The organism is Sphingomonas phyllosphaerae (assembly GCA_036946405.1).
GTDB lineage: Bacteria > Pseudomonadota > Alphaproteobacteria > Sphingomonadales > Sphingomonadaceae > Sphingomonas > Sphingomonas phyllosphaerae_D.
Genome location: JAQIJC010000001.1, coordinates 3,139,562 through 3,163,655, shown reverse-complemented (window position 1 = coordinate 3,163,655; position 24,094 = coordinate 3,139,562). Strand labels below are relative to the sequence as shown.

At 69.0% G+C, this 24,094-nt stretch carries 25 protein-coding genes, 1 tRNA gene and 1 riboswitch; of the genes, 15 read left to right on the top strand and 11 right to left on the bottom strand.

Features of this window, described 5'->3' with window-relative positions; translation table 11 throughout:
- Window positions 1-80 precede the first annotated feature (80 nt).
- From PGN12_14780 to PGN12_14765, 4 genes are read left to right on the top strand one after another with little or no spacing between them, the layout of a single operon-like run.
- Window positions 81-218 carry a hypothetical protein gene (locus PGN12_14780; GenBank protein MEH3105151.1) on the top strand — a complete coding sequence of 46 codons (138 nt, stop codon included), beginning with the start codon at window positions 81-83 and terminating at the stop codon, window positions 216-218.
- Window positions 199-1,971, top strand: a complete 1,773-nt coding sequence (locus PGN12_14775) for a hypothetical protein (protein MEH3105150.1) — start codon at window positions 199-201, stop codon at window positions 1,969-1,971. The genes PGN12_14780 and PGN12_14775 overlap by 20 nt, the downstream gene beginning before the upstream one ends.
- Entirely contained in the window at window positions 1,968-2,864 is an 897-nt protein-coding gene (locus PGN12_14770; protein ID MEH3105149.1) for a tyrosine-type recombinase/integrase, read from the top strand. Before PGN12_14775 ends, PGN12_14770 begins: the two co-directional genes overlap by 4 nt.
- 9 nt (window positions 2,865-2,873) lie before the next feature.
- Entirely contained in the window at window positions 2,874-3,824 is a 951-nt protein-coding gene (locus PGN12_14765) for an acetyl-CoA carboxylase carboxyltransferase subunit alpha (protein MEH3105148.1), read from the top strand.
- Window positions 3,825-4,026: 202 nt separating this feature from the next.
- Here PGN12_14765 and PGN12_14760 read toward each other — a convergent pair whose 3' ends face one another.
- Both PGN12_14760 and PGN12_14755 read right to left on the bottom strand, forming a co-directional pair.
- Entirely contained in the window at window positions 4,027-4,188 is a 162-nt protein-coding gene (locus tag PGN12_14760; GenBank protein ID MEH3105147.1) for a Flp family type IVb pilin, read from the bottom strand.
- 146 nt (window positions 4,189-4,334) lie between these two features.
- Window positions 4,335-4,535 carry a Flp family type IVb pilin gene (locus PGN12_14755; GenBank protein MEH3105146.1) on the bottom strand — a complete coding sequence of 67 codons (201 nt, stop codon included), beginning with the start codon at window positions 4,533-4,535 and terminating at the stop codon, window positions 4,335-4,337.
- A 45-nt stretch (window positions 4,536-4,580) separates the two neighbouring features.
- On the opposite strand from PGN12_14755, the gene PGN12_14750 reads away from it, so the two are divergent.
- The 4 genes from PGN12_14750 (at window position 4,581) to PGN12_14735 (ending at window position 7,794) form a co-directional block, all read left to right on the top strand.
- Window positions 4,581-4,967: a (deoxy)nucleoside triphosphate pyrophosphohydrolase gene (locus PGN12_14750; protein ID MEH3105145.1), complete on the top strand. Its 387-nt coding sequence runs from the start codon at window positions 4,581-4,583 to the stop codon at window positions 4,965-4,967.
- A riboswitch (cobalamin riboswitch) is annotated at window positions 4,949-5,146 on the top strand. (Overlaps the previous gene by 19 nt.)
- A gap of 82 nt (window positions 5,147-5,228) precedes the next feature.
- Window positions 5,229-6,062, top strand: a complete 834-nt coding sequence (locus PGN12_14745; GenBank protein MEH3105144.1) for an ABC transporter substrate-binding protein — start codon at window positions 5,229-5,231, stop codon at window positions 6,060-6,062.
- Window positions 6,059-7,021, top strand: a complete 963-nt coding sequence (locus PGN12_14740) for an iron ABC transporter permease (GenBank protein ID MEH3105143.1) — start codon at window positions 6,059-6,061, stop codon at window positions 7,019-7,021. Before PGN12_14745 ends, PGN12_14740 begins: the two co-directional genes overlap by 4 nt.
- Window positions 7,018-7,794: an ABC transporter ATP-binding protein gene (locus PGN12_14735; protein MEH3105142.1), complete on the top strand. Its 777-nt coding sequence runs from the start codon at window positions 7,018-7,020 to the stop codon at window positions 7,792-7,794. Before PGN12_14740 ends, PGN12_14735 begins: the two co-directional genes overlap by 4 nt.
- 10 nt (window positions 7,795-7,804) lie before the next feature.
- On the opposite strand, the gene PGN12_14730 is transcribed toward PGN12_14735, so the two are convergent.
- Window positions 7,805-7,878 (bottom strand) — tRNA-Cys (locus tag PGN12_14730).
- 218 nt (window positions 7,879-8,096) lie between these two features.
- Window positions 8,097-9,452 (bottom strand): O-antigen ligase family protein, encoded by a 1,356-nt coding sequence (locus PGN12_14725; protein ID MEH3105141.1) that lies wholly within the window; start codon window positions 9,450-9,452, stop codon window positions 8,097-8,099.
- A gap of 346 nt (window positions 9,453-9,798) precedes the next feature.
- On the opposite strand from PGN12_14725, the gene PGN12_14720 reads away from it, so the two are divergent.
- The 4 genes from PGN12_14720 to PGN12_14705 all read left to right on the top strand — a co-directional run bounded on the left by PGN12_14720 (window position 9,799) and on the right by PGN12_14705 (window position 14,979).
- Window positions 9,799-10,473 (top strand): protein-L-isoaspartate O-methyltransferase, encoded by a 675-nt coding sequence (locus PGN12_14720; GenBank protein MEH3105140.1) that lies wholly within the window; start codon window positions 9,799-9,801, stop codon window positions 10,471-10,473.
- Between the two features lie 11 nt (window positions 10,474-10,484).
- Window positions 10,485-12,014 (top strand): TolC family outer membrane protein, encoded by a 1,530-nt coding sequence (locus PGN12_14715; protein ID MEH3105139.1) that lies wholly within the window; start codon window positions 10,485-10,487, stop codon window positions 12,012-12,014.
- A gap of 30 nt (window positions 12,015-12,044) precedes the next feature.
- Window positions 12,045-12,641, top strand: a complete 597-nt coding sequence (locus PGN12_14710) for a DUF2497 domain-containing protein (protein MEH3105138.1) — start codon at window positions 12,045-12,047, stop codon at window positions 12,639-12,641.
- A 307-nt stretch (window positions 12,642-12,948) separates the two neighbouring features.
- Window positions 12,949-14,979, top strand: coding sequence for a S9 family peptidase (locus PGN12_14705; GenBank protein ID MEH3105137.1), 2,031 nt, complete (start codon window positions 12,949-12,951; stop codon window positions 14,977-14,979).
- Here PGN12_14705 and PGN12_14700 read toward each other — a convergent pair.
- Window positions 14,976-15,317 (bottom strand): hypothetical protein, encoded by a 342-nt coding sequence (locus PGN12_14700; protein MEH3105136.1) that lies wholly within the window; start codon window positions 15,315-15,317, stop codon window positions 14,976-14,978. The two genes, PGN12_14705 and PGN12_14700, sit on opposite strands and share 4 nt — an antisense overlap.
- 145 nt (window positions 15,318-15,462) lie before the next feature.
- Between PGN12_14700 and PGN12_14695 the strand changes: the two genes are divergently transcribed.
- The 3 genes from PGN12_14695 (at window position 15,463) to PGN12_14685 (ending at window position 19,784) form a co-directional block, all read left to right on the top strand.
- Window positions 15,463-18,210 (top strand): valine--tRNA ligase, encoded by a 2,748-nt coding sequence (locus PGN12_14695; protein ID MEH3105135.1) that lies wholly within the window; start codon window positions 15,463-15,465, stop codon window positions 18,208-18,210.
- Between the two features lie 64 nt (window positions 18,211-18,274).
- Window positions 18,275-18,682: a response regulator gene (locus PGN12_14690; GenBank protein ID MEH3105134.1), complete on the top strand. Its 408-nt coding sequence runs from the start codon at window positions 18,275-18,277 to the stop codon at window positions 18,680-18,682.
- A 100-nt stretch (window positions 18,683-18,782) separates the two neighbouring features.
- Window positions 18,783-19,784, top strand: a complete 1,002-nt coding sequence (locus PGN12_14685; protein ID MEH3105133.1) for a PAS domain-containing protein — start codon at window positions 18,783-18,785, stop codon at window positions 19,782-19,784.
- Between the two features lie 261 nt (window positions 19,785-20,045).
- Here PGN12_14685 and PGN12_14680 read toward each other — a convergent pair whose 3' ends face one another.
- Genes PGN12_14680 through PGN12_14655 form a run of 6 tightly spaced genes read right to left on the bottom strand, consistent with a single transcriptional unit; the run spans window position 20,046 to window position 24,087 of the window.
- Complete coding sequence (locus PGN12_14680; GenBank protein ID MEH3105132.1) at window positions 20,046-20,315, bottom strand: hypothetical protein; 270 nt, start codon at window positions 20,313-20,315, stop codon at window positions 20,046-20,048.
- Window positions 20,312-20,992, bottom strand: a complete 681-nt coding sequence (locus PGN12_14675; protein MEH3105131.1) for a class I SAM-dependent methyltransferase — start codon at window positions 20,990-20,992, stop codon at window positions 20,312-20,314. Before PGN12_14675 ends, PGN12_14680 begins: the two co-directional genes overlap by 4 nt.
- Window positions 20,989-21,642, bottom strand: a complete 654-nt coding sequence (locus PGN12_14670; GenBank protein ID MEH3105130.1) for a PIG-L family deacetylase — start codon at window positions 21,640-21,642, stop codon at window positions 20,989-20,991. The genes PGN12_14675 and PGN12_14670 overlap by 4 nt, the downstream gene beginning before the upstream one ends.
- Window positions 21,639-22,613: an acyl-CoA dehydrogenase gene (locus PGN12_14665; protein ID MEH3105129.1), complete on the bottom strand. Its 975-nt coding sequence runs from the start codon at window positions 22,611-22,613 to the stop codon at window positions 21,639-21,641. The genes PGN12_14670 and PGN12_14665 overlap by 4 nt, the downstream gene beginning before the upstream one ends.
- The gene (locus PGN12_14660) at window positions 22,610-23,656 is read right to left on the bottom strand and encodes a glycosyltransferase (GenBank protein MEH3105128.1); all 1,047 of its coding nucleotides are present in this window, start codon (window positions 23,654-23,656) and stop codon (window positions 22,610-22,612) included. Before PGN12_14660 ends, PGN12_14665 begins: the two co-directional genes overlap by 4 nt.
- Entirely contained in the window at window positions 23,653-24,087 is a 435-nt protein-coding gene (locus PGN12_14655; protein ID MEH3105127.1) for a pyridoxamine 5'-phosphate oxidase family protein, read from the bottom strand. Before PGN12_14655 ends, PGN12_14660 begins: the two co-directional genes overlap by 4 nt.
- Window positions 24,088-24,094 lie beyond the last annotated feature (7 nt).

The window sequence follows — 24,094 nt, the reverse complement described above, 5'->3', positions numbered from 1 at the left end:
GCGCGTTCCGGTCCCGGCAACAGCAGGCTCGTGCCGCACCGGGGCTGAGTGACAAGTCGCGCGCAAAGGTTGGGAATTACATGACCCGGTTGATTGTCTCCGTCGTCGTGCTGCTGGTGATCGTGGTGGGCGCGCTGTTCTTCTTTGCGGGCCGTGCGACCGAGCAGCCGGTCACGCGTGTCGAGAAGGCGGTCGAGCTTGGCAATCTCGCCGGCTAAACGCGCCGCGCTGGCTGGCGTCGCGGCGCTCGGCCTCGCGGCGGCGGCGATCGCGCAGGACCGCCCCGAATCGCTGTTGCCACCCGGCTTCGGCGACGCGGCGCCTGCGCAGGCACCAGCCGCCACCACCCCGGCGCCGGCCGCGACCGCCCCGGCCAACGCGCCGCGCGTGCAGGCGACGACACCGGCCGGGCCATTGCCGCCGCTCGCGCCGCTGCCGTTCCCGTCGCCGACCGCGAGCCCGAGCCCGCTGCCGACACCCCGCTATGTGCTGCCGGCGTTCGCGCGGCGGTCGCTGGCGACGGTGGGGGCCGATCAGGGCTTTGTGGGCGAGGCGTTCGGAAGCGCGGATGGCCGCTATGTCGAGCGACTGATGCGCTATCTGTCGGCGCCGTTGCCGTCGCGGTGGCTGTCGATCGGCCTGCGGCGGCTGCTGGCGGCGAAGATCGCCACGCCGTCGCGCGTCAACGGTGCCGATTTTGCCGCCGAGCGTGCGTGGTTGTTGCTGCGGATGGGCGAATCGGTGTCGGCGCGCGCGGTCGCGCAGTCGGTCGACAGCGATCGGGTGACGCCGAAGCTGCGCGAGGTCTGGATGCAGGCCGCGCTCGCGACCGGCGATCCGGCCGGGCTTTGCCCGCTGAGCGCGACGGCGGGCGACAGCGAGCGCGCGTGGATCGTCGCGCGCGCGATGTGCGCCGGATTGACCGGGGCGGGGCGGACTCAGCCGTTGATCGCCGACATTCGCCGCCGACGCGTGGCGAGCGGAATCGACCTGGCGCTGGCGCAGAAGGTGATGGGTGCGGGACTCAACAGCCGACAGGCGGTGACGATCGAATGGGCACCGGTCGTGCAGCTGACCGCGTGGCGGTTCGGGCTGGCGACCGCGACCGGGGTCGCGGTGCCCGACGAGCTGTACGGCACGGTCGGTCCGCAGGTGCGCGGCTGGCAGGCGCTGGCCCCGGCCGTGCCGCTTGCCGAGCGTGCCGCCGCCTCGGATCGTGCCGCGGCGCTGGGGGTGCTGTCGAGCGCGGCGATGGTCGATCTCTATGCCGCGATCGCCGAGGGCAGTGACGCGCCCGCTGCGCTGTCGAGCACCGCGGCGACGCTGCGCGACGCCTATGTCGGCAACGATCGCGCGACGCGGATCGCCGCCATGGTCAAGCTGTGGGAGGCGGCCGAGACGCCCGCGACGCGCTATGCGCGGCTGGTGCTGACCGCGCGCGCTGCCGCGCGGCTGCCGGCGCGCGCCAACGAGGCGCAGGCCGACCGGTTGATCGCGTCGATGCTGACGGCCGGGCTCGATCGCACCGCGCAGCGTTGGCAGGGCGCGGTGCCTGCCGGCAGCGATGGCTGGGCGATGCTGTTGCTCGCTGACCCGGATGCGATCGCGCAGCTGTCCGCGTCGACGATCACCGATTATGCGCCGAAGGGCGCGCTGGCCGAGCGCAAGCGGCAATTGTTCTTCGCCGGCATGGCGGGGCTGGGTCGTTTGCCGGCGGCGGCGGTCGACGATCTCGCCGAAAAGCTGGCGGTTCCGGTCGCGCAACGCAACGCCTGGACCAGCGCGCTCGAGCGTGCCGCGGGAGAGGGGCAGGCGGGAACGGTGCTGCTGCTCGCGGCGGTCGGGATGCAGGCGGATGGCTGGGCGCATGTCCCGCCCGCGGCCTTGTTCCACATCGTCCGGGCGTTGCGCGCGGTCGGGCTGGACGGCGAGGCGCGGATGATCGCGGCGGAGGCGATCGCGCGGCTGTGAGCGACGCCACCGCGATCGACCGCTTTCTGGAGATGATGGCGGCGCAGGCGGGGGCGGCGCAGAACACGCTGGCCGCCTATCGCCGCGACCTGACGCTCGCATCGGTCACGCTCGAGGGCGGGCTCGCGGGCGCGGACGGCGCGGCGCTGGAGCGGCTCGCGGATGGCTGGGATGCGCTGTCGAAAGCGACGGTGGCGCGCAAGGCGGCGGCGCTGCGACGCTTCTTCGGGTTTCTGATCGACGAGGGCGACCGTGCCGACGATCCCTCGCCGGCCTTGCCGCGGCCGGGAACGCAGCGGCGGCTGCCGCGGACGCTCGACCATGGCGACGTCGATCGACTGTTCGCGGCGATCGACGCGCGGCTGGCGCGCGATCCGGTGATCCCGACCGATCTGCGGCTATCGGCCTTGTTCGAGCTGCTCTACGGATCGGGGCTGCGCGCGACCGAACTCGTCTCGCTGCCGCGCGGCGCAATCCATCCCGACCGGCCGTTCCTGATCCTGAAGGGCAAGGGCGGGCGTGAGCGGCTGGTGCCGATCTCGGACCGCGCGCGCGCGGCGGTGGCGGCGTGGCGCGCGCATGTCGCGACCGACCGTGCGTTCCTGTTCCCGTCGGGCGCGACGCATATCTCGCGCGTGCGGCTGTTCCAGCTGGTACGCACGCTTGCCGCCGAGGCCGGTATCGCGCCCGAGCGGATCAGCCCGCACGTCCTGCGCCACGCCTTCGCGACGCACCTTCTCGAAGGCGGTGCGGACCTGCGCGCGCTCCAGACGATGCTCGGCCATGCCGATATCGCGACCACCGAAATCTACACCCATGTCGACAGCAGCCGGCTGGTCGAGCTGGTCAACGAGCGTCACCCGCTCGTTGACGCGTTGCGAAACCGCGCCTAGCTGCGCCCGATGCGTATTTTCCTCGACTTCGAGAAACCCATCGCCGAGCTGCAGGCGCGCATCGACGAACTGCGCGAAACCGGCGCCGAGGGCACCGTCGACATTTCCGCCGAGATCGCCAAGCTGCAGGCGAAGTCGGACAAGCTGCTGAAGGACACGTTCGGCAAGCTGTCGCCGTGGCAGAAGACGCAGGTCGCACGTCATCCCGAGCGCCCGCACTTCAAGCATTTCGTCGCCGGGCTGTTCGACGAGTTCGTGCCGCTGGCCGGCGATCGTGCGTTCGGCGACGATCAGGCGATCCTCGGCGGGTTCGCGACCTTCCGCGGTCAGCGCGTGATGGTGCTGGGCCATGAGAAGGGCGACGATACCGCCAGCCGGCTACGCCACAATTTCGGGATGGGTAAACCGGAGGGCTATCGCAAGGCGATCCGGCTGCTGGAGATGGCCGATCGCTTCGGCCTGCCGGTGGTGACGCTGGTGGATACCTCGGGCGCGTTCCCGGGCATCCAGGCCGAGGAGCGCGGGCAGGCGGAAGCGATCGCGCGTTCGACCGAGGCGTGCCTCGCGCTCGGCGTGCCGATGGTCGCGGCGGTGGTCGGCGAGGGCGGCTCCGGGGGGGCGATCGCGCTGGCGAGCGGCAACCGCGTGCTGATGTTCGAGCATGCGGTCTATTCGGTGATCTCGCCGGAGGGCTGCGCGTCGATCCTGTGGCGCACCGCCGACAAGGCGCCCGACGCGGCGGAAGCGATGAAGGTTACCGCACAGGATCTGAAAGCGCTGGGCGTGATCGACGCGATCGTGCCCGAACCGCTCGGCGGCGCGCACCGCGATCGCGACGGTGCGATTCGCGCGCTGGGCGATTGCGTCGAGCGAATGCTGCGCGATCTGGCGCCGCTGACGCCGGACGCGCTGCGGCAGGATCGTCGCGCGAAGTTCCTGAAGATGGGGCGCGCGGGCTGACGCCATCACGGTGCGGATTTGCATCGACGGGTGTGGCTTGATGACGATCCGACCCGGCGAGGGTTCATGCTGTCGCTTCGGTGTGGTCAGCGCGAAGATCGCATCCTCTTCGTAACGCCGCAGAGGAACGGAGAGGCGTAACAGAAAGGGCGGCGGAACCGATGTTCCGCCGCCCTGCCGGTAAACAGCCTATAAGGCTCGATTACTGCATCTGCGTCTTGACGTTGGTGAAGGTGCTGTTGAGCTGCGTGCCGATGCCCTTCATGGCGGCAACTGCGGCAACCGCGATTAGGGCAGCGATCAGACCGTATTCGATCGCGGTCGCGCCCTTGCTGTTCTTCAGAAACGAACGAATCTTCTGCATGTCGATCTCCAATGGCAACCTAAATTTCTGTACCCGCCGACGCACCGTTCAGGTCCATCACTGATGTTTCTAGAAGCGCAGGGTTGATAAAGGTTTAAGTGACAGCGTATGTTTTTGTTCAGCACCTTGGAGATTGAAAACAATCGCTAGCGTGCGGATTGCAGATTGCTGCTGATCGACGCGAACATGCCCGTCACGGGGTGGCCGAGCGCGGACATGCCGCCCACGGCGGTCAGCGCGATCAAGGCCACGATCAACCCATATTCGACCGCCGTCGCACCGCGTGTGTGTGGCGCGAGGGCGCGCAACCGGCTTGATAGCGGGCGGGGGGTGGATCGACGTGGCATGGCCAGCACGATAATCGCAACGGGTTAAGGAAGGATCGCAACACGATGCTGGTGGTGGCTGCGGCCTTGATCGATGCGACCGGACGCTGCCTGATGCAGCAACGTCCGCGCGACAAGCGGCACGCCGGCCTGTGGGAATTCCCCGGCGGCAAGGTGGAAGCCGGCGAGCATCCCGTCGCTGCGCTGGTGCGTGAGCTGGAGGAGGAGCTGGCGATTCGCGTCGCGGCCGAGGCGCTCGATCCGCTCGGCTTCGCGACCGACATGCCGGTGACGATGCTGCTCTATCGCTGTACCATGTGGCACGGCACGCCGCAGCCGCTTGCCGCACAGGCGCTGCGCTGGGATCGGCCGGCAGCGCTGATGCACCTGCCGATGCCGCCGGTCGACGTGCCGCTGCTGGCGGCGCTTGCCCGTGCCGTGGCGGACGGCTAGGCCGATCACGCGATCAGGAAAGGGAATCCGGTAGGCAACGATCCGGAGCTGCCCCCGCAACTGTGACCGGCGAGCCGCTCGCCCCTTTTTGTGCCACTGGATCGCTTGCGCTCCGGGAAGGCCGGACGAGCGACGACGACCCGGGAGCCAGGAGACCTGCCGGATCGCGGTTGTCCTTCGCGCGGACGGGGTGTGCCGGGCGATCGGGAATTGTTCCCGCGCGACGACGAGCGAGTCGAGTCGGCGTGGGGATGGACGAAGGTGAACGATCGTAGTTTTCGCGGGGCACGGCGCGCCGCGGCGGTGCTGGCGATGCCGCTGCTGGTCGGCGCGGCGCCGGCGCGCGCACCGCGCGTGGTGTCGATCAACCCGTGTCTCGACGCGATGCTGATGCAGGTCGCCGATCCGGCGCAGATCGCCGCGATCAGCCATTATTCGCACGATCCGCGCGCCACTTCGGTCCCGCTCGCCTGGGCGCAACGCTTTCCCGCCACGTCGGGCACCGCCGAGGAAGTGGTGGCGCTGCGTCCCGATCTGGTCGTGGCGAGCGGGCATGTCGCGCCCGCAACGGTCGCGGCGCTGACGCGGATGCATATCAAGCTGCGGCAATTCGCGTTGCCCGACACGATCGCGGAGAGCGCGCAGCAAGTCCGGGAACTCGCAGACGCGATCGGGCACCCGGCGCGGGGGGCGGCACTGGCCGCGCGCATCGCCGCCGCCGCGCGCGCGGAGGCGGTTACGCCGGTGTCCGCGGTGATCTTCGGGCCGGGCGGGCTGGTGCCGGGGGCGGGGACGCTGCCCGACGAAATGCTGCGCCGTGCCGGCTTCCGCAATGCCAGCGCCGGCTATGGCTTGAAGCGTTGGGACGTGCTGCCGTTGGAATATCTGCTCGCCGATCCGCCCCGCGTCGTGCTGTCGGTCGCGGCCGCGCAAGGGGCGGGGGAGCGGATCGAGCGGCACCGCGCGTTGAAGCGGCTTGGCACGCGGGTCGCGATCGCGCCGTTCGCGGGGCGGTTGATGAATTGCGGTGGTCCGACGATCATCGCCGGCATGGCGCGGCTGCGCGCGGTGCGCGCGCAGGTCGCCGCCCGATGACGCGCGCGACGCTGCTGCTGGCGTCGGGCGTGCTGCTCGCCGCTGCGCTCTCGATCGCTTCGGGGAAGGTATGGGTGCCGCTCGACGGATGGACCGCCGCCGATCCGCGCTCGATCATCATCGTCGAGCTGCGGCTGCCGCGCACCATCCTCGCGCTCGCGGTCGGCGCGGCACTGGGGATGTCGGGCGCGACGATGCAAGGCTATCTGCGCAATCCGCTGGCCGATCCAGGGCTGTTCGGCGTGTCGTCGGGCGCGGCGTTCGGGGCGGTGTGCTCGCTGTACTTCGGCTATGCGGCGCAGACGTGGCTGCTGCCGGGCTTCGCGCTGACCGGGGCAGCGGTCACGATGGCGGCGCTGGCGCTGATCGCCGGACGGTCGGGCAGCCTGATCCTGTTCACGCTGGCGGGCATGATCCTGACCAGCATCACCGGCTCGCTGACCGCGCTGGCGCTCAGTCTCGCGCCGACGCCCTTCGCCGCGTCGGAGATCATGACGTGGCTGATGGGCGCGCTGACCGACCGGAGCTGGGACGAGGTGCTGGTATCGGTGCCGCTGATCCTGCTCGGCATGATGGTGCTGGCGCGGACCGCGCGGTCGCTCGACGCGCTGACGCTCGGCGAGCAGGCCGCCCGCTCGATGGGGGTCGATCCGCGGCGGCTGCAACTGGCGGTGATCGTCGGGGTTGCGCTGACGGTCGGCGCGTCGGTGGCGGCGGCCGGGGTGATCGGGTTCGTCGGACTGATCGTGCCGCACCTCGTCCGGCCGTTCGCGGGGCACCGGCCGTCCGCGATCCTGCTGCCTGCGGCGCTGGGCGGGGCGTTGTTGCTGACGCTGGCCGACAGCCTCGTGCGACTGGCGCCGACCGTCAGCGAACTGCGGCTGGGGATCGCGATGTCGATGCTGGGCGGGCCGTTCTTCCTCTATCTCCTGATCGCGATGCGGCGGCGGCTGGCATGAGCGTGCTGGCAGCGGAAGGCGTCTCGCTGACGCTGGGAGGCAAGACGGTCCTGCGATCGGTCGATGCGGCCTTTGCGAGCGGGCGCGTCACGGCGCTGCTCGGGCCGAATGGCGCGGGCAAGAGCAGCCTGCTCGCCTGCCTAGCCGGGCTGCACGCGCCGGCCGGCGGAAGCGCGTCGCTGGAGGGCACCGACGTGCGGGCGCTGCCGGCGCAGACGCGGGCGCGGCGGATCGGCTTCCTGCCGCAGGCGGCGGACGTGCACTGGAACATCGACGTCGCGACGCTGGTCGCGCTGGGGCGGCTGCCTTGGCGCGGACGTTGGGGCGAGACGGGGCAGGATCGCGCGGCGGTGGAGACGGCTCTCGCTGCGACCGGCATGACCGCCTTCGCGCGGCGCGGGGTCGAGCATCTGTCGGGCGGCGAGCGCGCACGCGCGTTGCTGGCGCGGGTGCTGGCCGGACAGCCCGAATGGCTGCTCGCCGACGAGCCGCTCGCCAGCCTCGACCCGGCGCATCAGCTCGAGGTCGGCGCGCAGCTGCGCGCGGTGGCGGAGGGCGGCAGCGGGGTGGTGCTGGTGGTGCACGACCTGAACCTCGCGGCGCGGCTGGCCGACGATGTCGTGCTGCTGCGCGACGGCCGCGTGGTCGCGGCGGGGGCGGCGGAGGACGTGCTGACCGCCGCGCTGGTCGGCGAAACCTATGGGCTGACGGTCGAGACGGGCGTCACCGCCACGGGGCAGCGCTATATCGTTCCGATCGGGCGGCCCGGCTGACACGGGCCGCTGGAGGCGCGACCGGGAATCGAACCCGGGTGCAAGGATTTGCAGTCCTCTGCGTCACCACTCCGCCATCGCGCCTCGAGGCCGGTGAGGGCGCGCAAATGCTGAGGTTTTGAGGTCGCGTCAAGCCCTGCTGGAAATGAGTTCGGAGGCGAGGTCGCCCTGCGTCGTTGTGGTCCTTCTTTGTTCCATCCGGTCAAAGCGCTAGAGGCCGAAGCTGAAGCGTGATCTCTCAAAATCGAAGCGTCAGCCGCGCGATCTAGCCCTTCACGTCGGAGTCGTTCCCGCATCCACCGTCACGCAAAGGTGCCGTGCGATCCGTGGTCGGTCGAAGGCGCATAGATTCGGCGTGCGCTGGCTCTGAACTTCCCGCGGCGTTGCTGACGGGAGACCTGCTCGACGCGAAGGCTTGCGGCCGTAAAGCCGGTCGTCAGGATCACCCACAGCATCGACGTGTCCATTGCCTCGACGAGGCAATAGCTGATGCAGAAGAAGAACAGATACAGCGGCAGCCGTTGACGCGAGGACGCAGCGCTTCCGCCGGCCGCGACGAGCGCGAGGCCGATCCGCCACGCCGATGACGCGATGAGGCCGATTGCCACGGCGATCCCGATCAGGCCGCTCTCGGCGGGGACGCGGTTCTTCTCGCCATGAACGTTCATCGAAAAGCCGCGCGATGTCGTCAGGTCGCCGTAGCGCTTTCGCGCCCAGGCGCCATATCCCGTTGCGCCGACCCCAAAGATCGGATGCTGCTCGAACAACTGATGGGCGTTCCGGTTGACGAACGTCCTCACATAATCGCTCTGGTAACTGAAATCCCGAAGCGAGAAGAAGAAGCGGTTGCTCAGCTCGCCGGCATGGTTGCCGCCGCTGGTAAGCTGCCGCGTGACATAGGAATTGGGTAGCGCGGCGACGATCAACAGCGCTGCCGCGGCGGCGGTCGTCGCCACCGTCGACTTCTGGATGATCGACGCCCGCGAGGTGAAGAACAGCGCGACGAGCAGGACATATGCTTTCCGCTCTCCGCTCAAGAGCACGATGGCGGTCAAGGCGATCAGGCCGATGTACCAGTAAGCCGAGGACCTGCTTTTGACCTTGTCCTCGTATCCGAAGAAGATGACCGGGACCGACGATAGCACGAACTTGGTATCGAACAGGTATTTCCACGTCACCATCTGACCGCGCAGGACGTGATACAGCACCAGATGAACGAGCACGACGACGTTCAGGATGGTGAACTTCACGAGAAGCCTGCTTCTGGTGCGTTCGTCGATGATCGCGACATATTTGCACGTGCTGGCGACCGCCCCGACGACCAGGACGCACTGGACGGTCCGCGACGCGCCCTCGCCGAAGCCGACCAGAAAGGCGGTGACCGTCGCCAGAGCGGTGTAGACGATCGCGAGGCATAGCGGGACCGGCGACACCACCCAGCGCACCGCCTGCATCCGGAACCAGGCCAGGCCCAGAATGACGTGCAACACCAGGCCCAGTGCCACCTGCTTGTAGAGCAGGCTGAAGAAGAGCGTCAGGATGACATATTGAAACCACTCACCCGGATACGGCTGCTCGTCCGCCGACATCCGCGCCCGGTCGACAAGCCGGCTGCTCCTTTTCAGGCGCTCCGCGCGCGCGCCGAGCGGGGCTGCCACGAACGATGGCGCTCTGTCGGTCGTCGGAATAAGCTGTCTGTTACCGCGCATCGTCCCTCGCCGGTGCATGAACGGCTCTCACACCCGAGAGCGCCATGAAAGGCGCATTGTAGCAGCCTCCGCAATGGCTTGCACGGCGGAATGCCGCGCTGCAACAGGGCGGAGGCGCCCCGGTCCCTTTCCGGCACGTCGACCGGGGACCGTCGAGGCAAGGGCAGGGGCGTGCGCCGTGGGCGCGGTGGCGGCATGTCAAGCCGCCGATTGCAAAGTGTGTTCCGCGCGCGATACAAGCCCGATGGCGCAACGTGTGTTGCATCGATAAAACAGCTATGCCACAGGACGGCTCATGACCCTCTCCGCCCCCGCTCTCCGGAATGACGATTTCACCGCGATGCGCCAGGCGATGGTCGCCAGCCAGTTGCGCACCACCGCGGTCAACGATCCGCGCATTGTCGCCGCGATGGCGGAGGTGCCGCGCGAACGCTTCGTGCCTTCGCACGCCGCCGCGCTCGCTTATGTCGATCGCGCGGTCGATTTGGGGCAGGGGCGGGCGCTCAACACGCCGCTCGCCACCGCGCGGCTGCTGGTGCAGGCCCGGCTGCAGCCGGGCGACCGCGTGCTGCTGATCGGTGCGGCGGCGGGCTATACCGCCGCGGTGCTGGCGTCGCTGGTCGCCGAGGTGGTGGCGGTGGAGTCGCTGCCCGAGCTGGCCGCCCATGCGCGAGAGGCGTTGGCGCAGACGCCGAACGTCACGCTGGTCGAAGGGCCGCTGGAGCACGGTCATCCGGCCGGCGCGCCGTATGACGTGCTGATCGTCGATGGCGCGATCGAGGAACTGCCGTCGACGCTGGCGTCGCAGGTCGTCGATGGCGGGCGGATCGTCAGCGGGCTGGTCGATCGCGGCGTGTTCCGGCTCGCGGCGGGAACGCATCGCGGCGCGGCGACCGCGCTGGCGCCGTTTGCGGATATAGATTCGGTCCGGCTTCCCGGCTTCGCGCGCCCGCGCAGCTTCACCTTCTGAGGATCATACCTTTGCGCCTTCGCTCGCCGTCGCTGCTGTCATCGGTTGCCATCACCCTGGTGCTGGCCGGGGCGACCCCGGCGCCGGCGGAGACGCTCCGCGAGGCGCTGGTGCGCGCCTATCGCGACAACCCGACGCTCAATGCGCAGCGGGCGGCGCAGCGCGCCAATGACGAGAACGTGCCGATCGCGCGGTCGCAGGGGCGGCCGAGCGCGACCGCGCAGACCGGGCTGACCGACAATTTCCTGCGCGGGGGCAACAGCTTCACCACGCCCGAGCGGCGGCTGGACGCGCAATTGGGCGTGACGGTCCCGCTGTATCAGGGCGGCCGGGTGCGCAACGGCGTGCTGGCGGCGGAGACGCGCGTCGAGGCCGGGCAGGCCAATCTGCGCGGCACCGAGGCGACGACCTTCACCGACGTGGTCAGCGCCTACAACAACGTGATCCGCGACGAGGCGATCGTCGGGCTCAACACGCAGAACGTGCGTGTGCTGGAAACCAATCTGCGCGCCAGCCGCGACCGCTTTGAGGTCGGCGACCTGACGCGCACCGACGTCGCACAGTCCGAAGCGCGCTTGAGCCTTGCCCGCGCGCAGCTGCAATCGGCGCAGGCGACGTTGATCTCGAGCCGCGAGAACTACGTCCGGCTGGTCGGTTCGCCGCCGGGGGTGCTGGAAGCCCCGCCGCAGCTGCCGGCCTTTCCGGCTTCGGCGGACGGCGCAGTCGACGTCGCGATCCAGGACAATCCGAACCTGATCGCGGCGCGGCGTGTGCGGGACGCCACCGATTACGACATCCGCGTCGCGCGCGCCAACCGCCGCCCGCAGGTCAGCGCCACGCTCGGGCAGAATTATTTCAACTTCCTCGGCTCGCTCGGGCAGGGCAGCGCGGCCGGGCTGGGCAGCGTGCAGACCGGCAACGCGACCAGTGCGGGCGTGACGCTTAGCCTCCCGCTTTATCAGGGCGGGCGGCCGGGTGCGCTGGTGCGACAGGCGCAGGAGTTGCGTGGACAGGCGATCGAACAGGCCACCGCCACCGAGCGGCAGGTGATCGCCTCGGCGCGTTCGGCCTATGCGGTGTGGCGCTCCTCGCTGGAGGTGATCGCATCGAGCGAGGCGGCGGTGAACGCCAACAAGCTGAGCCTGGAGGGCGTGCGCGCCGAGAACAGCGTCGGCACGCGGACCGTGCTCGACATCCTCAATGCCGAGCAGGAGTTGCTCAACAGCCAGGTGACGCTCGTCTCCGCACGGCGCGATGCCTATGTCGCGGGCTTTGCGTTGCTGGCGGCGATGGGACACGCCGAGGCCGAGGATCTGGGTCTGGATGGCGGACCGCTCTACGATCCGACGATCCATTATGCGAAGGTTCGCGGCAAGCTCAACGATTTCGACGACGGGCAGCGGGCGGTTCCGGTGTCGCGCAGCACGGCCGACAGCCCGGCGCAGACCGCGGTCGTGACGCGTCCGCTCGATCCGCTGCTCGAAAGCAATGTTGACAGGACGCCTGCATTGACGACAGGTGTCGACACTCCACGCCCGTAGGACAACGGGCAGCGTTACGAGGTCGACCCGATGGGTGATGTGAGCGGCGAGCCGTCGATGGAAGACATTCTCGCCTCGATCAAGCGGGTCATCAAGGAGGGCGAGGCGCCCGCGCCGCGCCGCGCGCCCGCGCCGCCGCCGCGCGACGAGGACGAACCGGCCCGCGACCAGATCCTCGAACTCAACGAACCACTGTCAGCGCCGGAGCCGCTGCCGGCACCCGAGCCGGTGGCACCACCGCCAGCGTCATTCGCGCCGCCGCGCGCCTCACCGGCGTTCGACGGGCGCGTCACCGTTCCGGTCCCGCCGACGCCGATGCCGAGCGTCGCCCCCGACCCTGCGCCGGAATCGATCGCCGCACCGGCACCTGCCCCAACTTCGGCACCGTCGGCAGCGCTTGACGAGCCCCCGGTCGTGTCGCCGGCCACGGTGCAGGCGACGCGCGGGGCGCTGGGCGCGCTGTCGAAGCTGATCGTCAAGTCCGAGCCGGACGGCGACGGTACGCTGGAAGGGCTGGTGCGCGAGATGCTGCGCCCGATGTTGAGCGACTGGCTCGACCAGAACCTGCCGCATCTGGTCGAGCAGATGGTGGCGCGCGAGATTGCCAAGATCACCAAGCAGGGGTGATCTTACTGTCGTCCCGGACGTGATCCGGGATCCCGTTGCTTCTCTCCGACCGAGAAATGTGGGCCTTGGGGATCAATCCCGAGGCGATGGCCAGACTATGACGAGGTGAGGTCGGAGCACGCCGTCATTGCGAGCGAAGCGAAGCAATCCAGGGCGTCTTGGTCCGGTACTGGATTGCTTCGCTGCGCTCGCAATGACGGGTCAAACCGATGTCACAGCGCTCCAAGTGAGGGGACCGCCACCATCTGCGGCCGCGCCGCCCCGCGAGATTGTCTCGCGTGCGACCTTCTGCTTTATCATCGCGCGCATGAAGATGCTGACCACCGCGACTCTGCTCGCGCTTGCCGCCACCACCGCCGCGCCCGCTCTCGCCCGGCAGCTCACCATCGACGATGTCACCACGCTCAGCCGCGTCGGCGCGCCCGCCGTGTCGAAAGACGGGCGCTGGCTGGTCTGGGCGCAGCGCGAGACCGATGTCGCCGCCGATCGCGGCCGCTACGACCTGTGGAAGCTCGACCTGACGCGCAAGGGCGCGGCGCCGGTGAAGCTCGCCGCCGACCCGCAGCTTGACGAGAACGATCCGCAACTGGTCGGCAACACCGTCTACTTCACCGCCGACGATGCGCTCTGGTCCGTGCCGGTCACCGGCGGCACGCCGCGGCGGCTGACCGACTTCAAGGGCGGGTTCAACGGCTTCAAGGTCGCGCCGACCGGCGACCGTGTGCTGATCTGGGCGGATCGTCGCCCCGGTGCGCCGTCGCTGGAGCTGCCCGTCGAGAAGAAGGCGGCGAACGCCGGCAGCGGGCGCACCTACGACCAGTTGTTCGTGCGGCATTGGGACACATGGGCGGACGGCAATCGCTCGCAACTGTTCGTGCTGCCGCTGACCGCTGCCGGCGCGCGCGGCAACGGGCGGGCGCTGGCGCCGTCACTGCTGGGCGACACGCCGTCCAAGCCGTTCGGCGGCGCGGAGGAAGTAAACTGGAGCCCGGACGGCCGCACCGTTTATTTCGCGCTGCGCGAGCCGGGACGGATCGAGCCGCTGTCGACCAATCTCGACATTTTCTCGGTCCCCGCCGACGCCAGCGCCGCGCCGACCAACCTGACCGCCGCCAATCAGGCGACCGATACGCAGCCAGCCGTATCGCCCGACGGGCGCAAGCTGGCGTGGCTGGCGATGCGCCGAGCGGGCTACGAGGCGGATCGCTTCGTGGTGATGGTCCGCGATCTGGCGTCGGGGCAGACCGTCTCGCTGACCGAGCGCTGGGATCGCTCGCCGGGGTCGCTGCAATGGGCACCCGATTCGCGCTCGCTGTACGTCACCGCCGACGACACGCAGGAAACGCCGCTGTTCCAGGTCGATGTCGCGCATGGGCAGGTGACGCGGCTGACCGGCGACGGGCATGTCTCGGGCGTCGCGGTCGGCGCGCAGGGCGTGGTGGTGGCGATGAACAGCCTGACCGCGCCCGACGATTTCTACCGCGTCGGCCCGCAACGCAGTACGTCGCGGCTGACGCAGGTCAATGCCGCACGGCTGGCGGGCATCGACATGCCGACGGTCGAGCGGTTCAGCTTCAAGGGCGCGAACGGCGACACCGTCTGGGGCTATGCGGTGCGGCCTTATGGCGCGGCGGCCAAGGTGCCGGTCGCTTTCATGGTCCACGGCGGGCCGCAGGGATCGAGCAACAACAGTTGGTCGTACCGCTGGAACCCCGCGGTGTTCGCGGGGGCCGGTTACGGGTTGGTCGCGGTCGATTTCCACGGCTCGACCGGTTACGGGCAGGCGTTCACCGACGCGATCCGCAACAATTGGGGCGGCTGGCCGCTCGAGGACCTGCAAAAGGGGCTGGCCGCCGCGACCACCAAATTCGCGTGGCTCGATGGCGACAATGCCTGCGCGCTGGGTGCCAGCTACGGCGGCTATATGATGAACTGGATCGAGGGGCGCTGGCCCGATCGCTTCAAGTGCATCGTCCAGCACGATGGCGTCTTCGACGCGCGCGCGATGGCGTACGAGACCGAGGAACTGTGGTTCGACGAATGGGAACATGGCGGCAAGGCCTATTTCCAGGACCCGCAGGCGTTCGAGAAGTGGAACCCGGTCAATTATGTCGACAAGTGGAAGACCCCGCAGCTGGTCATCACCGGCGAGAAGGACTTCCGCATCCCTTATACGCAGGGGCTGGCGGCGTTCACCGCGCTTCAGCGGCGCGATATCCCGTCGCGGTTGCTGGTGTTCCCCAACGAGAACCATTGGGTGCTGAAGCCCGCCAACTCGCGGCAATGGTATCGCGAGGTGCTGGGCTGGATGGATCGCTGGACGAAAGGGGCGCGCTAAGCCGCCGACAGCCGTGGGAACAGCTCGCGCTCTTCCCACGCCAGCCGCATCCGCATCCGCTGCTGCAGCTTGAGCACCGCCTGCGTATAATCGTCCCATTCGCCCGGAATGCGCGACGGCGGCCACGTTCGCACGTGCGCGCTATATTCGGCCAGCAGCGCCCGCATGTCCGCCGCCAGCGCGGCGGCGAGCGGTGCGCCGGGCAGCGTCCGCCCGGTTTCGTTGTCCTCGTCGACCCGGTGCCGGTGCAGCAGGTGCGAGAAGATCACGCGCTCACGCAGCATTTCTGCCGCCACCGCATCGTGGCCGCGCGTCAGCAGCGCGGAAAACCGCTGCATGGCTGCGCGTATCTCGTCGTGATCGTTCTGGAATCGCCCCATCGGCCCGTTCGCCCCCCACTGGACCGACTGGTAAGCGGCGGGGGTTAAGCAAGTGTTGGCCAGCGGCTTCTCAGCGCGGGCCGGCGTGGCTACAGACACGGACATGACCGAGCTTCCGAAGACCTTCGACCCCGCCGCGATCGAATCCAGATGGTATGCCCATTGGGAGGACAAGGGCCTGTTCCGCCCCGACCGTCCCAACGCCGAGCCGTGGACGATCGTCAACCCGCCGCCCAACGTGACCGGCTCGCTGCACATCGGCCATGCGCTCGACAACACCTTGCAGGACATCCTGACGCGCCACGCGCGGTTGAAGGGCAAGGACGCCCTTTGGGTGGTCGGCACCGACCATGCCGGGATCGCGACGCAGATGGTGGTCGAGCGGCAGATGGCGCTGTCGCAGCAGAAGCGAACCGATTTCTCGCGTGAGGCCTTCGTCGACAAGGTGTGGGCATGGAAGGCGGAGAGCGGCGGGCAGATCACGCGCCAGCTCCGCCGGCTCGGCTGTTCGATGGACTGGGCGAACGAGCGGTTCACGATGGATGAGGGCTTCAGCAAGGCGGTGCTGAAGGTGTTCGTCGAGCTGCACGCGCGCGGGCTGCTGTATCGCGACAAAAGGCTGGTGAACTGGGATCCGGGTCTCGGCACTGCGATCAGCGATCTGGAGGTCGAGACGCGCGAGGTGCGCGGCAGCTTCTGGCACCTGCGCTATCCGCTCGCCGACGGGTCGGGGCATATCGACGTCGCGACGACGCGACCCGAGACGATGCTCGCCGATATGGCGATCGCGGTGCACCCCGAGGACGAGCGTTACCGCGCATTGGTCGGGCAGATGGTGCGGCTGCCGATCACCGGGCGGCTGATCCCGATCGTCGCCGACGAGCATGCCGATCCGGCGCTCGGCTCGGGCGCGGTGAAGATCACGCCGGGGCATGACTTCAACGACTTCGAGGTCGGTCGCCGCGCCGGGATCGAGGCGCGCGACATGCTCAACATGCTCGATGCGCAGGCGCGGGTGGTGCAGACCGCCGATGGACTGATCCCCGCCGAGTTCCTCGGGCTGACCACCGCCGAGGCGCGCAAGGCGGTCGTTGCGCGGCTTAAGGGCGATGGCGTGCTGATCCCGCAGGTCGACAAGGAGGGGGTCGCGCACGACGCCGAGGCGCGGACGATCCAGACGCCGTACGGCGACCGCTCGGGCGTGGTGATCGAGCCGTGGCTGACCGACCAATGGTATGTCGATGCCGCGACGCTGGCGAAGCCGGCGATCGAGGCGGTGCGCTCGGGCAAGATCAGGATCGTGCCGAAGACGTGGGAGAAGACGTTCTTCAACTGGATGGAGAATATCCAGCCGTGGTGCGTCTCGCGGCAATTGTGGTGGGGGCATCGCATTCCGGCGTGGTTTGCCGACGATGGCCGCATCTTCGTCGCCGAGAATGCCGAAGCGGCGCAGCGCCAAGCGGGCGAGGGCGTTGCGCTGCGGCAGGACGAGGATGTTCTCGATACGTGGTTCTCGAGCGCGTTGTGGCCGTTCGCGACCTTGGGGTGGCCCGATGCGGACAGCCCCTCCCCTTCAGGGGAGGGGTCGGGGGTGGGGGACGTCTCACCGAGACCGTCGCCCGAGACTGCCCCACCCCAAACCCCTCCCCTGAAGGGGAGGGGCTCAGAGGGCGCGCAACTCCACGGCCGCTATCCCAATGACGTGCTGATCTCCGGCTTCGACATCCTGTTCTTCTGGGACGCACGGATGATGATGCAGGGTATCGAGTTCATGGGCGACGTGCCCTTCAGGACGCTCTACCTGCACGGCCTCGTCCGCGCGGCGGACGGCGCGAAGATGTCGAAGTCGAAGGGCAATACCGTCGACCCGCTCGGGTTGATCGACGCATACGGCGCGGACGCGCTGCGCTTCTTCATGGCGGCGATGGAAAGCCAGGGCCGCGACATCAAGATGGATGAGAAGCGGGTCGAGGGCTATCGCAACTTCGCGACCAAGCTGTGGAACGCCAGCCGCTTCGCGCAGGCCAACGGCATCGGCGGGTCGACGACGATCGAGCCGCCGGTCGCTCGCCACGCGGTCAACAAGTGGATCATCGCCAAGACGGTGGCGACGGTGCAGGCGGTCGACCTCGCGCTGGCCGACTATCGCTTCGATGCGGCGGCCAACGCCATCTATCAGTTCGTATGGAGCCGTTTCTGCGACTGGTATCTCGAACTCATCAAAGGTGCGATCGACGACGAGACGAAGGCGGTCGCGGGCTGGGTGCTCGATCAGATCCTGATCCTGCTCCACCCGTTCATGCCGTTCATCACCGAGGAACTATGGCACGCGCTCGCCCCGCGGGAGCATGAGCTGATCGTCGCGCACTGGCCGATGGCGGACGCGCGCGCGCTCGATCCGGCCGCCACTGCGCAGATCGGGCGCGCGATCGAGTTGGTCGAGGCGGTGCGCGGCGCGCGCGCCGAACTCAACGTGCCCCCGGGCGCGAAGATCGCGCTGCATACCGGCGCGGGCGAGGTGCCGGCGGAGATCGCGCCCTATGTCGAGCGGCTGGCGCGGGTGACGCTGACCGCCGGCGAGGCGCAGGGGGCGCGGGCGCCGATCCTGTGGGGCGCGGAGACGTTCGCGCTCGCGCTGGAGGGCGTGATCGACCTCGATGCCGAGCGGCAGCGATTGCAGAAGTCGCTGGCGGCGGCGGAGAAGGAGCGCGATGCGCTGGCCGGGCGGCTGGGCAATGCGAGTTTCGTCGAGCGCGCCAAGCCCGAGGCGGTCGAGAAGGCCCGTGCCGATCACGCCGAGAAGAGCGCCGATGCGGAGCGGTTCGCGGCGGCGCTGGCACGGCTTGGCTGAGGCGCTACGCCGGTAATCGTCACCGGCGGGGCAACTACGAAGATCGACGGTGGTTAAGTGACTCATGTCGCTTTCCACCGTCCCCTATGCCGTCGTCGTCGAAGACGATCCCATCATCATGATGGAAACGACCTTCATCCTCGAGGATGCCGGATTTCGCGTTCACGAAAGCTTCGATGGCGACGAAGCCGTCGCCTTGCTCTCCAAGCATTGGGAGAGCACGGTGCTGCTGTTTTCCGACGTCGACATGCCCGGCGCGATGAACGGCTTCGCGCTGGCGCGGCATGTCGCCGAGCATTGGCCGCAGATCGAGATCGTCATCGCCTCCGGCCATGTCTGTCCGGTGGAGGGCGACATGCCGGAAAAGGCGACGTTCATCGCCAAGCCGTTCAACCAGCGGACGGTCCACGAACATCTCGCGGAGATCCTGCCCGACGAAAAGAAGCCGGAGCCGTTGCGCAAGGCGGTGTAGCCGCCCGCCGTCCGCTGGACCGAAGCGCGGCATCTTCATGCAGATCAATGCGCGCATCCCCACGCTCCGGAATATAGCCCGGAAAGCGATGGGGGACCGAATGAGCGACGATGCACCGACCGGTCTCGAGTGGCAGCCCGAACAGCTTCGTCGCGCGATCAAGGCGGCGGGCGTGGCAATGTGGTCGTGGAACGTCGACACAGATCATCTGACGATGGACGCGTTCGGCTTCGAACTGTGGGGGATGCCGTGGAGCAACGCGGTGACCTTCGAGGAACTGTCGTCGCATATCCATCCGGCGGATCGCAACAGGGTGCGTTCGGCGTTCGCCGCCACGCGCGCGATCCTCGGATCGTACGAAACCGACTTCCGGATTCTCGTCGACGGCGAGGTCCGCTGGGTCGCCGCGCGCGGAAAGGGTGACGATGCCGATATCGTCGAGCGTACGATGTTCGGCATCTTCCTCGACGTCACCGGGCGCAAGCAGGCCGAGGAGAGCAGCGAACTATTGGCCGGCGAGATGAGCCACAGGGTCAAGAACCTGCTGTCGATCGCGACCGGGCTGACCGCGATCACCTCACGATCGGCGACCAGCGTCGAGGATATGGCGCAGGATCTCACCGCTCGCCTGTCCGCACTGGGGCGTGCGCACGATCTGGTGCGCCCCCCGGTGAACGGGCAGGGCGCGGCCGCCTTGCTGGGCGACCTGTTGTCGATTCTTCTCGCCCCGTATGACGACCTCGGTGCCTTCAAGGGGCGCATCCGGGTGGCCGTCGAACGCACCGGGGTCGGCGAGGCATCGGCCACCGCGCTCGCGCTCACCATTCACGAGCTGGCGACCAATTCGATGAAATACGGGGCTTTGTCGGTGCCCTCCGGTACGCTCGACCTGTCGAGCAAGGCGGAGGACGAAGATCTCGTTCTCACCTGGTCGGAGCGGGGCGGACCGACCGTCGAGGCACCCGATGGAGCGGCAGGATTCGGCAGCCGTTTGGTCAACCGCAGCGTGGCGGGGCAGCTTGGCGGCTCGATCGATTATAATTGGTCGAAGGGCGGCTTGATCGTCACGCTGCGTATCAGACGCGACCGGCTGCTGCTTTAGGATCGATCGACATTCATGGTCGCATTTCCTGCCCTCGCCCCTCGCAGAGGGGAGAGGGTTGTGCAGACTTGGGCTTTGCGCAGCAAAGTCTTAGTCGGAGCTGGGTGAGGGGTGGCGCTCGCAAAAGCGAGCGCGCGAGCCTTCGGCTCGCTCGACCCCCTAACCCAAGCTGCGCTAGCCAGCAAGCTGGCAAGCTCCGCTATTCCTCTCCCCTGTCCAGGGGCGAGGGCAGCAGGACGCTACCATGAATGTCGATCCGCCCTACATGCCGTTCTTCAGGTTGGTGTCGGCGTCGTTGGTCCGCATGTCCTCGGCCTTCCTGTCGCCAAGCTCGCGTACCGCGTCGGCCTTGTTCTCCAGCCGATCCTCCGCGGCGTCGTTGTCGACGTTGTCGGCCGCCTCCTCGAGATTGTCCGCCACCGCTTCGGCGTTCGCCTCGATGTTGTCCGCGGCCTGCTCGCGCGGGCTCGAGTTGCACGCGCTCAATGACGCCACACCTGCCAGCATCGCGATCGCAAAAAGCTTCTTCATGGAAATCCCCTTCGTTGGAGGTGACACCTCAACAGCGTACAAGCATCGTCGTCAGCGGATTGTTCCGGGGCCGGCTTCGCACAGGCGTGCGACGGGGCGCCCGCCATCGTGCACGCAAGCACCACCCAGCGTCCGGTGCGACGGACGGTCCTGACCTGCCATTGCCGTCGCGTCTGGCGGAGGAAGGCGCGCTGCAGGTGCGCGGCATGTTGCGCGAAGTCGTGGAAGTCGATGCGATGATGCGCGAGCACCATCGTTCCGCCCGGGCGCAGCGCCCGTGCGCAATCGCGCGCAGTGCGCGCCATCGCCCCCGGGGTCAGATAGTAGAGCAGCTCGGCGATCAGAATCGCGTCGTAGCGTGCACGGGGCAGGCGTGCCGGCACCGCGAGCCGGAGCGCGCGGGCGCGGGGCGCATGGCCGCGGAGCGCCGCTGCCACCAGCCGGGTTCCCGCGGCGGTCGCCTCGGTGGCGTCCAGCCGCAACGCGCGCGCCGCCAGCGCGCGGCTGTTCGATCCGTTGCCCGCCGCCAGTTCGAGGATGCGGCCGTGCGCGCCGGGGCCGATCGCATGCAGGATCGCGGCGCGCTTGATCGCCTCGTCCCGGTCGGAGAAGGTCCGCCACGGATCGGGATCGTTCGAAAAGGTGCGCTCGAACCCGCCCAGCGTGATCGGCCTCACCGCCCGGTCGCCCGCGCGAACACCTCTTGCGGGCGACTGAATGCGGCGATCTGCTGCCTGCTCATCGCGAAGCCGCCCGGATCGTCGGTGATCCGTCCGGCCTGGGTGCGATAGCTGCGGATCGCATGGCGCTTGGCGAGGCGTTGCTGGGTGGACAGCGCCAGGACGCGCGCGCCGCGGAGCCGCTGCCCCGCCGGCCACACCGGATAGCGCCACCAATGCACGTTCGGCAGCCGCGCGGCCGCCGCCGCGACCACACGGTGATCGGGATGCGCGTCGGCGCAGGAGGGAGCGAGCGCCAGCAACGGCGTCGGCAAGGCGCGCGCCGCCCGCGCGATGCCGTGGCGGACGTCCGCGCGATGCGCGTCGAGCCGCCCGTCGGGCAGCCCGAGGAAGGTGAGGGCAGCGGCCGGCACGCCCAGCCGCCGCATCGCGCGCCGCGTCTCGCGCTCGCGCTCGCGGATCAGCCGCGCGCGCGGCCATGCCGTGCTGGCGGGATGCGACGCCGCGCCATCGCTGACGACGACGACCGCGATCCGCACCCCGCGCCGCGCGAGCCGCGCGATCAGGCCATGCGCAGCGATCGCTTCGTCATCGGGATGCGGCGCGACCACCAGCAGGGCGCGCGGTCGGCCAGCATCGAACCTCACAGCGTCGGCCGCAGGATACCGGACGCCACCGCCGCGCCGACCTGCATCCGCTGCGCATCGGGGCCGGGCTGGCGCAGGTACATTGCCAGGTCGGTGATCGTCGCGGCGAGCGGGTGGTCGAGAAACAGTGAGGACACACCCACCGCCTCCTGCGCGAGCCCGAGCGCTTCGCCGCCCGCGGCATAGACCGCTGCGCGCGCCGCGGCGACGTGCGGCAGCCGCGCGGCATCGTCGATGAACCAAGTCTCGGCGGCACGGCGTACCCCCGCGGCCGCGCTCTCCGCCAGTCCGAAGAGCCGCGCCAGCCGCCCGGCCTGATGCGGGTCCGCCGCGCGGTCGAGCGCCACCAGATGGTCGCGCACCGCATCGACCAGCCGCGCGATGCCACCAGCCTGCACCGCCGCGAACCGTAACGCGCCGCCGCTGAACCACGGCTCGCGCACGTAATCGCCGGGCGCGCCGATCCGCGCGTCGGCGGGAACGGGCACGTCATGCCAGCGCACGACATGCGACTCCGATCGCTGCATTCCGGCCACGCGCCAGATGCCGTGATCGATCGCCGGCGTTGCGGCGCGCAGATCGAGCAGCACCAATTGCCGCGCGTCCGCCACCTCGACGGTGACCAGCGCGTGCGTCAGGATACCTGCGCCCGATGCGAAGCTCTTTCCGCCGCTCAGCCGGTCATCGTCGAGCCGCAGCGGTTCGCCACGAAGGTCGGCGTTCCAGACGCCCAGCGTCGCCCCGGCGTCGATTGCCACGGCGAGCGCGCGATGCTGCGCCGGCGTGCCATAGCGCGTGACGATCTGCACCGCGTCGACATGGCCTTCGAACAGCCGACCGAGCGGCAGGTCTTCGCGCCCCACCGCGTATAACTGCCGCAACAGCCCGAGCAGCGCCGCGCTATCCTCCGGGTCTTGCGCCGCTCGATGATCCCTGGCCAGCGCCGCGAGGCGCGCGCGCACGTCGCTCATGCTGCCTGCGCCGGCATCGTACCGTCGATCAGCGCGGCGAGCGTGTGCTCGGCAACGGCGAGCGGCACCTGCCGCATTCCCGCAGGCGCCTCGGGAACCACCCGCATCGCGAACGCCTCCGCGTTCGGGCAGTCGCGCGCGACCCCACGCAGATGGTCGAGACTCAAGCGAAGCGCCGGGACGAGCGACGACAGCTCGGACGCCGCAAACGCGCGCCGGGCGAGCGCATGGTGGCGATATTGCCAGAGTTGGTCGTCCGGATCGGTGACGCGCACGCTCTCGCATCCCGTGCGATCGAGCATCTGGAGCGCGGTCGCCAGCCCGCCGACGGCGCGGCCGTGTCGCCGCGCCGATGTGTGCACGACGCTGGCCGCGTCGCGGCGAACCCGCAAGCCGGCGCGTGACGCATCGTCGAGCAGCCGCGCATCCTCGCCGCTCGCCACGGGAGCGAACCCGCCCACGGCCTTATAGGTGGCCACGTGCATCGCCATATTGGCGCCGCTGGCGTGATGATGCGTCGCGCACGTCTCCCATGTCAGTGGGTCGACCCGGCGGCGCAGCGCATGGAGGCGTGTGTAATATTGTTCGATGCGATCTTGCGCGCGATCGGGAACACCGGCGCGGCGGCGAACGTCACCGGCAACCACATCGGCCGCAGCGAGGGCAGCGAGCGTCGCGGGCAGCCAGTCGGTGGCGGGCCAGCTATCGGCATCGGTGCTGAGCAGGACATCATCGGCGTCCGACAAGGCTGCGATGCCGAGCGTCATCGCGGCGTGGCGCGCGATCCCGGCATTGGCGGCCGCCCCCTCGACGCTGGCGACATGCACCTGATGGCGGGCGCGCCCGGCATAGGCGCTCGCTACCGCGGCGCTGCCGTCGGTACACGTATCGAGCAGTACGCAGACGTGCACGGTCGTGCGGGCAGGGACGGCGAGCCGCTCCAACGCGTCGAACAGGCGCGGCAGTCGCGCCGCCTCGTTACGGGCCGGAACGCAGATCGCCATCGCGGGCGGAGCGTCGCCCGGTCCCGTCGCGTCGCTCAAGCGCGCAGCTCACCTTCGTCGCCACCGTCCCAATAGCGGATGCGATCGGCGCGCACCTTGATCATCACCACGTCCGGCGTGTCGATGCCTTCGGGGAAATAGCGGTCGAGATCCTTGGTCCAGTGCGCCTCGAACTGCGCCTTGTCGTCGATCAGTTCGGCCGCGCCCTCGACCGCGACGAACAGCGGCGGTCCGCCGAGCATTCCCGTCGCGCCCGTATAGCTGAGGCAGACCTGCGGCTTGCTGCGGATGTCCGCGACCTTGCGTGAATGCCCGTAGGAGAAGAAGTAGCTGTCGCCGCTGTAATCGACATCGCCGTTGTTGCTCATCGGGCGGGCGGTCGTCACGCCGTCGCCCGAATGCGTCGTCAACATCGCGAAGTCGAGTTTGGCCATCTTCTTCGACAGCTCGTCCAGCGTCAGCTCGGCCATGCCCGTC

Bases quoted from the DNA above. Each gene is read 5' to 3' on its own strand.
- PGN12_14685 (MEH3105133.1), top strand. From the start codon at position 18,783: ATGAGCGACGATGCACCGACCGGTCTCGAGTGGCAGCCCGAACAGCTT.
- PGN12_14680 (MEH3105132.1), bottom strand. From the start codon at position 20,315: ATGAAGAAGCTTTTTGCGATCGCGATGCTGGCAGGTGTGGCGTCATTG.
- PGN12_14765 (MEH3105148.1), top strand. From the start codon at position 2,874: ATGCGTATTTTCCTCGACTTCGAGAAACCCATCGCCGAGCTGCAGGCG.
- PGN12_14780 (MEH3105151.1), top strand. From the start codon at position 81: ATGACCCGGTTGATTGTCTCCGTCGTCGTGCTGCTGGTGATCGTGGTG.
- PGN12_14700 (MEH3105136.1), bottom strand. From the start codon at position 15,317: ATGCAGCGGTTTTCCGCGCTGCTGACGCGCGGCCACGATGCGGTGGCG.
- PGN12_14760 (MEH3105147.1), bottom strand. From the start codon at position 4,188: ATGCAGAAGATTCGTTCGTTTCTGAAGAACAGCAAGGGCGCGACCGCG.
- PGN12_14750 (MEH3105145.1), top strand. From the start codon at position 4,581: ATGCTGGTGGTGGCTGCGGCCTTGATCGATGCGACCGGACGCTGCCTG.
- PGN12_14755 (MEH3105146.1), bottom strand. From the start codon at position 4,535: ATGCCACGTCGATCCACCCCCCGCCCGCTATCAAGCCGGTTGCGCGCC.
- PGN12_14720 (MEH3105140.1), top strand. From the start codon at position 9,799: ATGACCCTCTCCGCCCCCGCTCTCCGGAATGACGATTTCACCGCGATG.
- PGN12_14655 (MEH3105127.1), bottom strand. From the start codon at position 24,087: ATGGCCGAGCTGACGCTGGACGAGCTGTCGAAGAAGATGGCCAAACTC.
- PGN12_14695 (MEH3105135.1), top strand. From the start codon at position 15,463: ATGACCGAGCTTCCGAAGACCTTCGACCCCGCCGCGATCGAATCCAGA.
- PGN12_14665 (MEH3105129.1), bottom strand. From the start codon at position 22,613: ATGAGCGACGTGCGCGCGCGCCTCGCGGCGCTGGCCAGGGATCATCGA.
- PGN12_14690 (MEH3105134.1), top strand. From the start codon at position 18,275: ATGTCGCTTTCCACCGTCCCCTATGCCGTCGTCGTCGAAGACGATCCC.
- PGN12_14735 (MEH3105142.1), top strand. From the start codon at position 7,018: ATGAGCGTGCTGGCAGCGGAAGGCGTCTCGCTGACGCTGGGAGGCAAG.
- PGN12_14705 (MEH3105137.1), top strand. From the start codon at position 12,949: ATGAAGATGCTGACCACCGCGACTCTGCTCGCGCTTGCCGCCACCACC.
- PGN12_14710 (MEH3105138.1), top strand. From the start codon at position 12,045: ATGGGTGATGTGAGCGGCGAGCCGTCGATGGAAGACATTCTCGCCTCG.
- PGN12_14740 (MEH3105143.1), top strand. From the start codon at position 6,059: ATGACGCGCGCGACGCTGCTGCTGGCGTCGGGCGTGCTGCTCGCCGCT.